Genomic DNA, 12,652 nt, shown 5'->3' with positions numbered 1-12,652 from the left:
GTTCATGCGGCTATGCTATTGCCGGGGACCCGATGCGGAATATGCGAAAGGTAGATTGGATTTTGGCGTTGGCCGAAACTGGAACCATGCAGCAAGGTTTGACGGCACGGAAACCGCTTCGCGCGGCATTGTTCGGATGTTTGATGGCGTCTGCTGCGCCTCTGTCCGCGCAGCCGACGCAGGATGCGGTATCGCAAGCCGTCGTGCAGCCATTGCCCCCCAAAAGTGCGACTGACCTGAGCGAGGCGCTGCAAAGGCTGGCCAGGAATTCACGCGATGTCGATGCGCTGATTGATGCAGGCAATGCCTCATTGGCGGTTGGCGATGTGGATGCTGCCATTGGCTTTTTCGGACGTGCGGACGAGCTTTCGCCAGTCAATGCGCGTATCAAGGTCGGGCTGGCAGGCGCATTTGTCCGCCGCGAGCGCCCCTTGGAAGCCCTGCGGCTGTTCGACGAAGCAGAGCAGGCCGGCGCTGCAACAGGTGCCTTGGCCGGTGACCGCGGGCTGGCCTACGATCTGGTCGGCGACAATGCTGCGGCACAAAATTTCTATCAGCAGGCAATGGCCCGCAAAGATGACGACGAAACACGCCGCCGCCTAGCTCTGAGCCACGCAATCGCCGGAAACCGCAGCGAATTCGAGAAGGTGCTTTATCCGCTCCTCAAAAAACAGGACTTTGCCGCTTACCGGACCCGTGCGTTCGGCATGGCAATTCTGGGCGAAGATACGGAAGCGGTTGCCATCGCAGAAGCAGTGATGCCGCGCGACCTGTCGGCCCGGATTGCGCCTTATCTGCGCTACATGCCGCGCCTGACGAAGGCTCAGCAGGCTGCAGCTGCCAATCTGGGTATTTTTCCGCGCGCAGCTCAGATCGGCCGCGACGATCCCCGAATCGCCGAATATGCCGGGCGATCTTCTGCAGCGAGCAATGCCGATGCGCGCCTTGCGCCGCAGGGCGAGCCGCTTGGCCGGCGGGTTGCCAGTGCGGCGACAGACACAAAGAGCCCACGGCGCCGTCCCGATCGCGGCAGAAGCGCAGTTCCGCCTGAGCCTGCACCGGTTACTGCGCAGCCAGACGAACAGGCGACGCAGTCTGCAGACCTCGCCGCCAATAGTGGCTCCAAGCCCGTCACTGCTTCTGCGGAATTGCCCCAAATCGCAGTGCGGAACAGTGCTGATAACGTGCAGGTGCGGAATGAACTGCCTGCAGCGAACAGCACAATTGCAGCACAGGTAGCCGCCGCACCGGCATCGGTACCACCGGCAAATATGCAGGCGGCCGCCCCCAGTTTCGATTTCGCTCAGGCGGGGGCCTCGCAATCGGGCGCGTCACCCGTGGTGGTCAGCACGATCGCAGCCAGCAATACGCCTGTGAAAACACCGCCGGACGACCCGGCCACCGTTGCCGAGGCGTTTGCCAATTTCAGCCTCGGGCCGTCTACAACGGCAGCGCCGGGTGCAGGTGCAGTCGACATCACCACGATCAAACCCCCGCGCGAGGTGGCAAAGCCACCCGAGCCGAAAACGTCGGAGCCGCCAAAACATCCTGAACGGTTCTGGGTCCAGGTCGCGACCGGAAAGAATGTGTCTGCATTGAAGTTCGACTGGCGGCGGATCAGCCGGTCGGCTCAAGGTGTTCTGGACGGCAAAAACCCGCACGTAACACCTTGGGGCCAATCAAATCGCCTGCTTGCAGGGCCATATGCCAGCCTGAAAGAGGCTCGCAACACCATGAATTCGCTCAAGGAAAATGGTGTCGACAGCTTTACCTTCACCAGCCCCGAGGGGCAGGAAATTGATCAATTGAAGTAAATTTCTGGTGGTTTCGGCGCCGCTTTTGCACAAGCTTTGAACAGTCTAAATGACTTCTCCCCAGCGCTTGTCCGGCATCGCATTGCAAGCTGCGCGCGTGATCTGCATCCCGTCAATCATGGTTTACGGATCCACCCGATGAGAGCGAGCGAGCAAAGCTTCACCGCGTCAGACGATGCTGCACCGGTTGATATGCTGGCGGCACTGTTCGAGGCGCGAGGCTGGCCTTTTTCTGCCACTTCGAAGGAAGAGCTTTCCGGAGAAATCCAGGGAAGCTGGGCGAAATTCCAGCTGCGTGCGATCTGGCGGCGGGAAGACAAGGTGCTGCAATTGCTGTGCCTGCCCGATGTCCGGGTTTCCAAGGAAAAACGGAACGCCGCTTACGAGCTGCTCGCCAAGGTTAACGAGCAGATATGGATGGGCCATTTCGATATGTGGTCCAATGGCGGCGTGCTGGTTTACCGCAATGGCGCGATGCTGGGTGATGACGGGCTTCTTAGTCTTGATCAGGCTCAGGCGCTGGTGGAAACGGCGGTTGAGGAATGCGACCGCTTCTATCCGGCTTTCCAATTCGTCTTGTGGGGCGACAAGTCGCCGACCGAAGCTCTGGAAAGCGCATTGATCGATGCCGCCGGGGAGGCTTAGGCCTGTCGGCTGAGGCGTGCGCGGATTTTCAGTTGGCGGCTGTGTGTATGTCAGGAGCGATGCGATGGCGTTTCGGAGAATCCTAATAGTCGGTTTCGGCACGATGACCGGCGCAATGGTCGATGGCTGGCTTGCCGCTGGCAGTGATGCATCGCGGTTCGAGGTTTGTCACCCTTCAAAAACCGAAGTCGCGCACGGGCTTACGGTCCACAACGCCTGGCCTGCGGACACGTATGACGCAGTCCTGCTGGGGGTAAAACCGCAAATGCTGGACGATGTCGCCGCCGGGCTGGAGCCGCTGATCGGACCCGGTACTGTGCTCCTCTCGGTTCTCGGCGGAGTAACGATCGACACCTGCAAGACGCGGTTCGCAAGGGCGGCGGGCTGGGTCCGGTTCATGCCGAACCTTGCCTGTTCGATAGGCAAATCGCCCAACGCCCTGTTCGAGGCAGGACTGGACGCTGAAACCCGTCACGCGGTTACGCAGCTGGCCGAGGAAATCGGGACCGCAGAATGGCTCGAATCCGAAGATCAGTTCGATCTGGTCACCGCCCTTGCAGGGTCCGGACCGGGCTTTGTCTACCGTTTCATCGATGCGCTGGCGGCAGGGGCGACCAATCTTGGCCTGCCCGAGCAGCAGGCGCAGCGGCTTGCGCTGGCTATGGTGGAGGGTGCGAGTGCGCTTGCGGCCAGGTCGGAACATTCACCGGCGCAGCTGGCGAAACGTGTGGCGAGCCCGGGCGGAATGACACAAAAGGGGCTCGACGTGCTCGACGATGGCGGCGCGCTGGTGAACCTTTTGACCGACTGTTTGAGAGCCGCGCGTGACCGGGGAGCCGAAATGGCGAAGGGACCTGCCGCAAAAGGTTAATGCCGGGAAATGCTTTGCGTCCGGTTTCACTTGAAAAATGGTGCTTAAACACTGATATTGTCACCAGAGCCGGGGCCTATTGGGGATCCGGAAGAGGAGTTGAATCGTAATGGCTGATTGGAACGACACCCGGAACGAACGGACGGGTTTCGGCGCAGCACCCGGCATCAATGGCGAAGTCGCGAGCGGCGTCACATTCGACGAGGGTCTGCGCAAGCATATGCTCTCGATTTACAATTACATGACATCGGGCATTCTGCTGACCGGCGTTATTTCACTGCTGTTCGCCCGCTCGGGCATGGCAGCCGACATCATGCTCGGCGGCGGCCCGCTGGCATGGATCATCATTCTGTCGCCGCTGGCGATCGTTTTCGCGATGAGCTTCGGACGTAACAAGTTCAGCACGGCCACGCTTCAGGCGATGTTCTGGGGCTTTGCTGCGCTGATGGGTCTGTCGATGTCGACGATATTCCTGATGTATACAGCAAGCTCCATCGCGGTGACTTTCTTCGCGACGTCGGCGGCCTTTGCCGGGCTTAGCCTGTTCGGATACACCACGAAGAAAGACATGTCCGGTATGGGCAGCTTCCTGATTATGGGTGTCGTCGGACTGATCGTGGCTATGCTGCTGAACATGTGGCTGCAGTCGCCGGGCCTGATGTACGCCATCAGCTTCATCGGTGTGCTGATCTTTGCTGGTCTGACCGCCTATGACACCCAGCGTCTGAAGTCGGAATATCTGGCGATCCGCGAAGCCGGTATGACCAACCCTGCGGTCGCGGCAGCTTACCCAATGGGCAAGCTCGTGATCCTCGGCGCGCTGACCCTGTATCTGGACTTCATCAACATGTTCCAGTTCCTGCTGAGCTTCCTCGGCAGCCAGGAATAGTCGCAAATAAGACTCACTTGAACGTGCCCGGAGTGCAATGTGCATTCCGGGCATTTTCTTTGTCTGCTTAAGGCGTTACGGTCGCTTCAGGTCAGCGTAATCTTCGCTGTTCCATAGTATCAAGCGGGCTAAGGAGGGCCGCAGGAGCATGTTCGAAACGAACGCAGCAAAAATTCGTCTTGCCGGGGCCATGATGGGCCTGGCGTTGCTTGCCGGGTGCGTTACGCCGCCACCTCCGCCGCCGCCACCGCCGCCTCCGCCCCCTCCGGTCAAGGTTATCCCGCCGCGGCCATTGCCGCCTGGTGGTGCGACGCCGACAATGTATGTGCCGCCGCGCGGGCTCGACGGAATTCGCCGGACAGTGAACTACGGCATCACGACGCCGCAATCGGTGTGGAATTTGCGTTCTGCATTGAATGTCGCGGCGCTCAATTGTCTTGATCCGCGTTATGACGGGCTTGTCGATGCGTATTCATCGCTGCTGACAACTCACAAGCGTCAACTTGCGCGCGTGAATGACCAGATCACGCAGGAATATCGGGCCGAATATGGCCGGGCTGAATATCGTGACGCATTCGACGGATACATGACGCAGGTTTACAATTATTTCGCTCTGCCGCCCGCGCAGAGGCCGTTTTGCGATACCGCGATGCAGATCGCCAGCGCTTCACTGATGGTGGAAGAAGGCGGGCTGGAACCGTTTGCGTTGGCCAACCTGCCGTTGATCGAGAGCGTGTTCGACAATTTCTACACTGAGCTTGAACAGTACCGCGTGAATGTCGCGGCATGGGATTCGCAATACGCGCCGGCATCGACGTTCGCTCCGTCTGCTGTTTTCGCACCTGCTCCGACTTTCGTTGCGGGTGATGGAACACAGACCAATACGGCGACCCCTGCTGCGAGTTCAGCCGGATTCGCGCCGGTCATTCGCAGCGTCGAAGTTGCTCCGTCGGACACCGGTGAAGAGCGGGTTTACACCGCAGCGCCTTACCCGGCGCAAGCGCAGCCAGTCGTTGTTGATGCCTTGCCCGGTGCGCAGGCGGCACCTGCGGTCGGTGCCGGTGGAACCGGAGCCGCTGCAAACGTACAAGGGCCGCTGGTCGGTGCTACGCTGGAAGCGGCTGCACCTGAAAGCGGCGCAATTCCTGGATTTACAATCACGGAGCAACCCTTGCCCGAACCATCGCAGGAGCCCGTTTTCATCAGCGAGCCGGTCGTTGAGCCGCTGCCTGACGAAGACGGATAATATCGGCTGGAGGCAATGCCCCCGGTGTCTGCCATGGACATGGGGGCCGTCATCGCTGGCCAATAAGAGAGATTGGCCCTAAAGGCGCGTCATGCATTTCCTCGACCAAGCGAAGATATTTTTGAAATCCGGTGCCGGTGGCCCCGGAGCGGTTAGTTTTCGGCGTGAAAAATACGTCGAATACGGCGGACCCGACGGCGGCAATGGCGGCCGGGGCGGGGACATCGTGTTCGAAGCCGTGCAGGGCCTGAACACCCTTATCGACTTCCGCTATGCACAGCATTTCAAGGCGAAACGCGGCGGACACGGTATGGGCCGTGACCGCTACGGTGCCGGTGCCGACGACCTTGTAATCAAGGTTCCGGTCGGCACGCAGATCCTGTCCGAAGACAAAGAAGAAATACTCGCCGATTTCACCGAAGTCGGGCAGCGCGTCGTATTCCTCGAAGGCGGAATGGGCGGACGCGGCAATGCGAGCTACAAAAGCTCCACAAACCGCGCGCCGCGCCAGCATCAGCCTGGTGAAGCGGGTGAAGAAATGTGGGTCTGGCTGCGGCTGAAACTGCTTGCCGATGTTGGCCTGCTCGGATTGCCGAACGCTGGCAAATCCACTTTCATCAACGCAGTTTCCAATGCGAAGGCGAAAGTCGGCGCCTATGCCTTTACCACTCTCGTGCCGAAACTGGGCGTGGTGCATCACAAAGGGCGCGAGTTCGTGATCGCGGATATTCCCGGCCTGATCGAAGGGGCTGCTGACGGGGCCGGTATCGGTGACCGTTTTCTTGGGCATATCGAACGCTGCCGCGTGCTGATCCACCTGGTCGATATTTCAGGCGACGATCCGGCGGCTGCGATGCAGACAGTTCAGGAAGAACTGGCTGCATACGGTGCAGGTCTTGAGAACAAGCCGCAATTGATCGCGCTGAACAAGCTCGATCTGGCCGACGCCGAACTGGCAGAAGGTTTTGCCAAGGAACTGATGGATGCTGGCGCGGACGAGGTTTTCGCTGTTTCCGGCGCAACTGGGCAGGGAATTGAACAATTGCTTGATGCGGTGCTCTCGTACCTGCCCGATCGGACGTCCACGGAAACCAATGCGGCCGAAGAAGAAAGCATTGATGAAGCCGAACCATGGTCACCCATCTGATTTCTTCGCCCGCTGGTCGGTAAGGCAGCTTCTCATCCGCGGGTCCTGCGGGTAAATGCTACGCTATGGCGATCGAACGGCTGGAACATCTGACCGACAAGGATATTTGTAGCACTCTGGTGCTCAAGATCGGTTCTGCGCTGCTCGTCGATGGTGACGGCAAACCAAAATCGGCGTGGCTGGCAGGGCTGGTCAACGAAATCTCGGAATTGCGGGCCGGTGGCCAGAACGTGGTGGTGGTCAGTTCGGGCGCGATCGCTCTGGGCGCTGCGCGGCTGGGTCTGCCAAAGGGCGGGCGCGGCAGTCTTGCCGATGCGCAGGCCGCGGCGTCGGTCGGGCAGATTGCGCTGGCCGGGTTGTGGTCGGGGCTGTTGGAGCAGCACGGTCTGACCGCGGCGCAAATGCTGGTAACGCTGGGCGATATGGAAGAGCGCCGCCGATATCTCAACGCATCGACCACGCTTTCACGCCTGCTTGAGGCCGGGATTGTGCCGGTCGTGAACGAAAACGACAGCGTGGCGACGGAAGAGATCCGTTTTGGCGACAATGACCGCCTGGCATCCCGCGTGGCTCAGGCTGCCTCTGCCGACGCGGTAATCCTTCTCTCCGATGTTGACGGCCTGATGGACCGCAACCCCGCCGAACCTGGGGCAAAGCTCGTCCCGCAGGTTAACGGCGTGACGAGCGAAGTCCGTGCGATGGCGGATGGCGGATCAACCTCGGGCATGGGTTCGGGCGGGATGACATCGAAAATTCAGGCGGCGGAAATTGCCGAGCGCGCCGGAATCGCTCTCGCGATCATCAACGGCACAGTCGATAAACCCATTTCTACCGCTCTCGGCAAAGACCGCGGCACGGTCTTCGTCGCCCAGCGGCAGGACAATGCACGGCAGGCCTGGCTAGGCGGGCGAATCGCGCCGGGCGGATCGCTGGTGGTCGACGAGGGCTGCATTTCCGCCCTTGCCAACGGTGCCAGCCTGCTTGCAGCCGGTATCGTCGAGGTGAAGGGCGCGTTTGAGCGCGGCGAACTGGTCATCGTGCTCGACGGCGACGGATGCGTCGTCGCGCAAGGTCTGGCCGAATATGGCGCGGAGGCGTGCCGTGCGATCGCGGGCAAGAAACAGGCCGAACAAGCCGGCATTCTTGGACATGCGCCAAGGTCCGCGGTCGTGCATAGAGACCAGATGGTGATGCTGTGAGCAGTGCGGGTAAAATTGCGATAACTGGCGGTACCGGTTTTGTGGGGCAGGCAGTGCTCGACGCGGCAAAGCGCCGCGATCTGGCGGTGCGCGCGCTGGCACGGCGTGTGCCTGATGACCGGCCTGCGGTCGAATGGGTTCACGGCAATCTGCACGACGAACCTGCATTGCGCTCACTGGCAGGCGGCGCAGATGCCGTCGTCCACATTGCCGGGCTGACCAACACGCCGGATATTGCGGAATTTGCCCGGGCGAACGTCGCCGGAACGCAGGCAATGATAGATGCAGCCAAGGGCGCGGGTGCGAAGCGGTTTGTTTTCGTGTCGTCGCTATCTGCCAGAAAGCCTGATCTTTCCGCGTATGGGGCATCCAAGCTGGAAGCAGAGAAGCTGGTGGAGGCCAGTGGTCTCGACTGGACGATCGTGCGCCCGCCAGCGGTCTATGGCCCGCGCGACAGCGATATGTTCGAGCTGTTCAAGAGCGCGCGGCTGGGAATTGTCCCTCTGCCGCCGGGCGGGGCGACTTCACTGATCCATGTGGATGATCTGGCCGCTTTGCTTCTGGATCTCGTCCCATCGTCGCCGATTGTGCGGCGCAAGCTGTTCGAGCCGGATGATGGCCGCGTGGGCGGCTGGTCGCACAAGGAACTTGCGAAAGAAATTGGCCGCGCTGTGGGCCGCCCGGTTTTGGCACCGCATCTGCCGCGCGGTGTGCTGCTGGGCGCAGCGAAAATCGACAAGCTGGTTCGCGGGGACGGCGCAAAACTGACCGCTGACCGTGTCGGTTACATGTGCCATCCGAACTGGGTCGCCCGATCGGACAAGTCGGTGCCTGACAGTGTGTGGAGCCCTGCGATCAAATCGGAGCAGGGTCTGCGGCAAACGGCCGAATGGTATCGGCGCGAGAACTGGCTCTAGGCCTGCCGAGCTTAAAAAGCTGGATCGAAACCGGGCGGCAATTCGCCATCATCCCCTAGCGGCGTGTGGATGCCGCATTCGGTCTTGTCCCAACCCTTCCAACGGCCCGAACGCGGGTCTTCACCCGGCGCAACCTTGTTGGTGCAGGGCGAACATCCGATCGAGGGGTAGCCTTGTTCAACCAGCGGGTGACGCGGCAGGCTGTGTTCTTCAAAATAGGCCTGAATATCATCGGCCGTCCAGTCGATCAGCGGGTTGATCTTGAGCCGGCCCTGCGCGTCGGAACTGTCCACTTCGAACCGCGGCAGATTGGCGCGGGTGGCGGACTGGAAAGCCTTCCTGCCGGTCAGCGTTGCGTCATATCCGGCCAGCGCATTGGCGAGCGGGATAACCTTGCGAATCTCGCAGCACCCATCGGGGTCGTAGGACCAGCGCAGGCCGCTTTCGTCTTTCTGCGCGATCAGACCGGGTTCGGGCAAAATGTTGCGCAGGTTGTTCAGTCCAAGCTGGGTAATCAGGGTGTCGCGATAAGTCAGTGTTTCGTCAAAATGCTTGCCTGTTTCCAGAAACAGGACCGGCAGATCAGGTGCGACCTCGCTGATAAGGTGCAGCAAAACAGCGCTTTCTGCGCCGAAGCTGGAAACCGTGGCAAGTTCGCCCACCAGGTCGTCCTCGATCAGATTGCCCAGCATTTCGCGCGTATCCTGCCCCCTGAACATCCGGTTCAGGCGGATCGCATCATCGTCGGTAAAACGCGGCGCGGTGTCGAGGCGGTCTATCGCGCGCAAATCATTCATGGCGCAGGTTCCAGATCGGTGTGCGGCTGTCCGCGCTTTCCTGATAGACTTCGGGCCAGCGGTTCAGCGCGGCTTTCACATCGGCGGGATCGAGCGGCGCGTCGGGCTCGAATGCGTCGAAACCGCAGCGTTTCATATTGCCAATCTGATCGACCAGCACATCGCCGACCGCGCGAATTTCGCCGGTATAGCCTGCTTCGCGCAGGATACGCGCGGCGGAATAACCGCGCCCGTCGCCGAACACCGGAAAGTTGACTTCCACCAGATGGATCTGGGCCAGATGCGGGATCAGGTCGCGCGCATCGTCGCTCGGTTCGATCCGAACGGCGTTGGCGTTGGTCTGTTCGACAAAGGAATCGACCGTGACAGCGGCATGATCAACCGCCTCGTCATCGCGAAAACGAAGGATATCAACCATAGAGCGCCTCCTTGAACGGAGCCATTCCGATGCGGCGATAGGTGTCGAGGAAACGTTCCCCGTCCTCCCTCTGGCTCAGGTAAACGTCAGCGGCTGTTTCGACAGCATCGACGATCCCGTCTTCCGAAAAACCGGGGCCGGTAATCTTGGCAAGCGACGTGTCCTCTGCCTCGCTTCCGCCCAGCAGCAACTGGTAATTTTCGACGCCTTTCTTATCGACGCCGAGGATGCCGATATGCCCGGCGTGATGGTGCCCGCAGGCATTGATGCAACCGGAGATTTTCAGTTTGAGTTCGCCCAGCGTGTCTTCCTTGCCATTCGCGGTGAAGCGCTGGGAAATTTTCTGTGCCAGCGGGATCGAGCGGGCGTTGGCCAGACTGCAGTAATCGAGGCCGGGGCAGGCAATAATGTCGCCGATCCGGTCAAGGTTCGGCGTGCCAAGGCCCGCCTCGTCCAGAGCGGTCCACAAGGCATGAAGGTCTTCGATCCTGACGTGCGGCAGGACGATGTTCTGCGTGTGCATCACGCGCAGTTCGTCGAAGCTATAATCCCTGGCGAGCTGCGCCATCAGATGCATCTGTTCGGCAGTCGCATCGCCCGGGATGCCGCCAACCGGCTTCAGGCTGATAACCGCGCTGACATAGCTGTCATGCTTGTGCCGGTGGGTGTTGCGATCAACCCACAGCGCGAAATCAGGATCGCTGCGATCGACAGTTTTCGCGCCGTCGGCAAATTCGGGATCGGTGAAGAACGTCTTGATCCGGCCCAGTTCAGCGATCGGCGGTTCGATGCCTTGGCCGAGCAGGTGGGCAAATTCTTCCTCTACCTGCCGCGTATATTCCTCTGCCCCCAATTCGTGGACCAGGATCTTGATCCGCGCCTTGTACTTGTTGTCGCGCCGGCCATAGCGGTTGTAGACGCGCAGGCAGGCTTCGGAATATGTGATCAGCTGGTCCAGCGGCACGAATTCGCGGATGTTGGGGGCGATCATCGGGGTGCGTCCCATGCCCCCGCCAACATAGAAGCTTGCGCCCAGTTCACCCGCATCGTTCTTTACGATCTGGATACCGATATCGTGCAGCCGCATGGCAGCGCGGTCTGTATCGCTGGCAATCACCGCAATCTTGAACTTGCGCGGCAAATACATGAATTCCGGATGGAAACTGGACCATTGGCGCAGCAATTCGGCATAGGGGCGCGGATCGACCAGTTCATCCTGCGCGGCGCCTGCGAAATGGTCCGAACTGATATTGCGGATGCAGTTTCCGCTGGTCTGGATGGCGTGCATTTCAACCGCGGCGAGGTCCGCCAGAATGTCGCCTGCATCTTCCAGCTTTATCCAGTTGTACTGGATGTTCTGCCGGGTGGTGAAATGCCCGTATCCGCGGTCATACTTGTCGGCAATATCCGCCAGCGCGTGCATCTGACGCGAATTGAGCGTGCCATAGGGAACCGCCACGCGCAGCATATAGGCGTGCAATTGCAGGTAGAGGCCGTTCATTAGCCGCAGCGGCTTGAACTGGTCTTCACTCAGCTTCCCATCGAGACGTCGTTGTGCCTGGTCGCGGAATTCTTCCACCCGGGCATCGACCATCGCCTGGTCGTATTTGTCATATGCATACATGTCAGATTACCCAGTTGCCGATTTCGGGGTCGGCCGGTTTGAGAGTGAGATCGGGCCGCACGGTCGGGCCCAATGCCCGGATGCGGTCCTTGATGTGATTGGGGCGGGCCACGCCATCGGTCAGGGTGGCTTCGACTGCGTAAGGTACATTGACGCGGCGCGCGCTTTCCTCACGCGCCATGACCGCTTCGGCATTGCCGCCCACGTCAATGGCGTTTTCGATGTGAAGAACCCAGTCGGAGCCATCCCACCAGACGACAGCTCCGGTCTTCAGGTCATTGCCGGTCAGGATGATCATGCCGCTGCCTCCTCTGCGATCCGGGCGATCGCGTGATCGCCGCGCGCTGTGACTTCGCCGATCACGATCAGCGCTGGGCTGACAACCGAGTGGTTTTCAACGATTTCGGGAAGTGCCGCGAGCGGGCCGCGCAAGACGCGCATTTCAGGCCGTGCGGCGTTCTCGATCACTGCGACAGGCATCGCAGGCGAAAGGCCGTCTTCCATCAGCTTCTCGGCGATCTGCGGTGCAGTCTTGACGCCCATATAAATTACCAGAGTGCGGTTCTGTCCGGCAAGCCCGGCCCAGTCCTGATCTTTCAGACCCTTGCACTGGCCTGCCACGAAGCTGACTATGCTTGCACTGTCACGGTGGGTGAGCGCGATGCCAGCTGCCGCAGCCGCACCATTTGCCGCACTGATGCCCGGCACGACTTCCACCGGAACGCCGGCGGCGTGGCAGTCTTCCATTTCCTCGCCGCCGCGTCCGAAGATGAACGGGTCGCCGCCTTTCAGACGGACGACATCGCGCCCTGCGTGCGCTTCACGGACGAGCAGGGCGTTGATCTGATCTTGTGGCAGGGTGTGTTTGGAACGCTTCTTGGCCACGCAAATCAGTGTCGCCCCGCTGCTGGCAAGCGCCAGAATAGCGGGATCAACCAGCCCATCGTGGACAATAAGCGTCGCATTCTGCAGCAAACGTGCAGCGCGCATGGTCAGCAGATCGGGATCACCCGGACCTGCGCCGACGAGAAAGACTGTGCCTGTTTTTGTCATGCCGCCCAAATGCGCGACGGCACGCTACCCTT

General features: G+C 60.5%; 13 protein-coding genes. 8 read left to right on the top strand and 5 right to left on the bottom strand.

Translation table 11 applies throughout. The features are described from left to right. Positions 1-41 precede the first annotated feature (41 nt). The 8 genes from GRI43_RS07275 to GRI43_RS07240 all read left to right on the top strand — a co-directional run bounded on the left by GRI43_RS07275 (position 42) and on the right by GRI43_RS07240 (position 8,728). Positions 42-1,814: an SPOR domain-containing protein gene (locus tag GRI43_RS07275; RefSeq protein ID WP_235903631.1), complete on the top strand. Its 1,773-nt coding sequence runs from the start codon at positions 42-44 to the stop codon at positions 1,812-1,814. Between the two features lie 138 nt (positions 1,815-1,952). Continuing rightward, on the top strand, positions 1,953-2,459 hold the full coding sequence (locus GRI43_RS07270) for a type III secretion system chaperone family protein (RefSeq protein ID WP_160730339.1): 507 nt from the start codon (positions 1,953-1,955) through the stop codon (positions 2,457-2,459). 64 nt (positions 2,460-2,523) lie between these two features. Beyond that, a complete protein-coding gene (locus GRI43_RS07265; RefSeq protein WP_160730338.1) occupies positions 2,524-3,330 on the top strand; it encodes a pyrroline-5-carboxylate reductase family protein in 807 nt (268 codons plus the stop codon). A 109-nt stretch (positions 3,331-3,439) separates the two neighbouring features. Then, positions 3,440-4,219 carry a Bax inhibitor-1/YccA family protein gene (locus tag GRI43_RS07260; RefSeq protein ID WP_160730337.1) on the top strand — a complete coding sequence of 260 codons (780 nt, stop codon included), beginning with the start codon at positions 3,440-3,442 and terminating at the stop codon, positions 4,217-4,219. A gap of 148 nt (positions 4,220-4,367) precedes the next feature. Continuing rightward, positions 4,368-5,465: a hypothetical protein gene (locus GRI43_RS07255; RefSeq protein WP_160730336.1), complete on the top strand. Its 1,098-nt coding sequence runs from the start codon at positions 4,368-4,370 to the stop codon at positions 5,463-5,465. Between the two features lie 91 nt (positions 5,466-5,556). Beyond that, positions 5,557-6,612 carry a GTPase ObgE gene (gene obgE / locus GRI43_RS07250; protein WP_160730335.1) on the top strand — a complete coding sequence of 352 codons (1,056 nt, stop codon included), beginning with the start codon at positions 5,557-5,559 and terminating at the stop codon, positions 6,610-6,612. A gap of 65 nt (positions 6,613-6,677) precedes the next feature. Beyond that, positions 6,678-7,811 carry a glutamate 5-kinase gene (gene proB / locus GRI43_RS07245; RefSeq protein WP_160730334.1) on the top strand — a complete coding sequence of 378 codons (1,134 nt, stop codon included), beginning with the start codon at positions 6,678-6,680 and terminating at the stop codon, positions 7,809-7,811. Continuing rightward, a complete protein-coding gene (locus tag GRI43_RS07240) occupies positions 7,808-8,728 on the top strand; it encodes an NAD-dependent epimerase/dehydratase family protein (RefSeq protein WP_160730333.1) in 921 nt (306 codons plus the stop codon). Before proB ends, GRI43_RS07240 begins: the two co-directional genes overlap by 4 nt. Positions 8,729-8,739: 11 nt before the next feature. Here GRI43_RS07240 and GRI43_RS07235 read toward each other — a convergent pair whose 3' ends face one another. From GRI43_RS07235 to cobA, 5 genes are read right to left on the bottom strand one after another with little or no spacing between them, the layout of a single operon-like run. Then, positions 8,740-9,525, bottom strand: a complete 786-nt coding sequence (locus GRI43_RS07235) for a phosphoadenylyl-sulfate reductase (RefSeq protein ID WP_160730332.1) — start codon at positions 9,523-9,525, stop codon at positions 8,740-8,742. Next, positions 9,518-9,943: a DUF934 domain-containing protein gene (locus GRI43_RS07230; protein WP_160730331.1), complete on the bottom strand. Its 426-nt coding sequence runs from the start codon at positions 9,941-9,943 to the stop codon at positions 9,518-9,520. Before GRI43_RS07230 ends, GRI43_RS07235 begins: the two co-directional genes overlap by 8 nt. Continuing rightward, on the bottom strand, positions 9,936-11,567 hold the full coding sequence (locus GRI43_RS07225; protein ID WP_160730330.1) for a nitrite/sulfite reductase: 1,632 nt from the start codon (positions 11,565-11,567) through the stop codon (positions 9,936-9,938). Before GRI43_RS07225 ends, GRI43_RS07230 begins: the two co-directional genes overlap by 8 nt. Before the next feature lies 1 nt (position 11,568). Beyond that, positions 11,569-11,865, bottom strand: a complete 297-nt coding sequence (locus tag GRI43_RS07220) for a DUF2849 domain-containing protein (protein WP_160730329.1) — start codon at positions 11,863-11,865, stop codon at positions 11,569-11,571. Continuing rightward, complete coding sequence (gene cobA / locus GRI43_RS07215; protein ID WP_160730328.1) at positions 11,862-12,620, bottom strand: uroporphyrinogen-III C-methyltransferase; 759 nt, start codon at positions 12,618-12,620, stop codon at positions 11,862-11,864. The genes GRI43_RS07220 and cobA overlap by 4 nt, the downstream gene beginning before the upstream one ends. Positions 12,621-12,652 lie beyond the last annotated feature (32 nt).

This window comes from Pontixanthobacter luteolus, from assembly GCF_009828095.1.
Classification (GTDB): Bacteria; Pseudomonadota; Alphaproteobacteria; order Sphingomonadales; family Sphingomonadaceae; genus Pontixanthobacter; species Pontixanthobacter luteolus.
Note: the sequence above shows the minus strand (reverse complement) of the source record. Positions and strands in the feature narration are given on the sequence as shown.

Excerpts from the sequence above, each read along its gene's own strand:
- GRI43_RS07275 (WP_235903631.1), top strand. The coding sequence starts at position 42 with ATGCGAAAGGTAGATTGGATTTTGGCGTTGGCCGAAACTGGAACCATG.
- GRI43_RS07270 (WP_160730339.1), top strand. The coding sequence starts at position 1,953 with ATGAGAGCGAGCGAGCAAAGCTTCACCGCGTCAGACGATGCTGCACCG.
- GRI43_RS07265 (WP_160730338.1), top strand. The coding sequence starts at position 2,524 with ATGGCGTTTCGGAGAATCCTAATAGTCGGTTTCGGCACGATGACCGGC.
- GRI43_RS07260 (WP_160730337.1), top strand. The coding sequence starts at position 3,440 with ATGGCTGATTGGAACGACACCCGGAACGAACGGACGGGTTTCGGCGCA.
- GRI43_RS07255 (WP_160730336.1), top strand. The coding sequence starts at position 4,368 with ATGTTCGAAACGAACGCAGCAAAAATTCGTCTTGCCGGGGCCATGATG.
- obgE (WP_160730335.1), top strand. The coding sequence starts at position 5,557 with ATGCATTTCCTCGACCAAGCGAAGATATTTTTGAAATCCGGTGCCGGT.
- proB (WP_160730334.1), top strand. The coding sequence starts at position 6,678 with ATGGCGATCGAACGGCTGGAACATCTGACCGACAAGGATATTTGTAGC.
- GRI43_RS07235 (WP_160730332.1), bottom strand. The coding sequence starts at position 9,525 with ATGAATGATTTGCGCGCGATAGACCGCCTCGACACCGCGCCGCGTTTT.
- GRI43_RS07230 (WP_160730331.1), bottom strand. The coding sequence starts at position 9,943 with ATGGTTGATATCCTTCGTTTTCGCGATGACGAGGCGGTTGATCATGCC.
- GRI43_RS07225 (WP_160730330.1), bottom strand. The coding sequence starts at position 11,567 with ATGTATGCATATGACAAATACGACCAGGCGATGGTCGATGCCCGGGTG.
- GRI43_RS07220 (WP_160730329.1), bottom strand. The coding sequence starts at position 11,865 with ATGATCATCCTGACCGGCAATGACCTGAAGACCGGAGCTGTCGTCTGG.
- cobA (WP_160730328.1), bottom strand. The coding sequence starts at position 12,620 with ATGACAAAAACAGGCACAGTCTTTCTCGTCGGCGCAGGTCCGGGTGAT.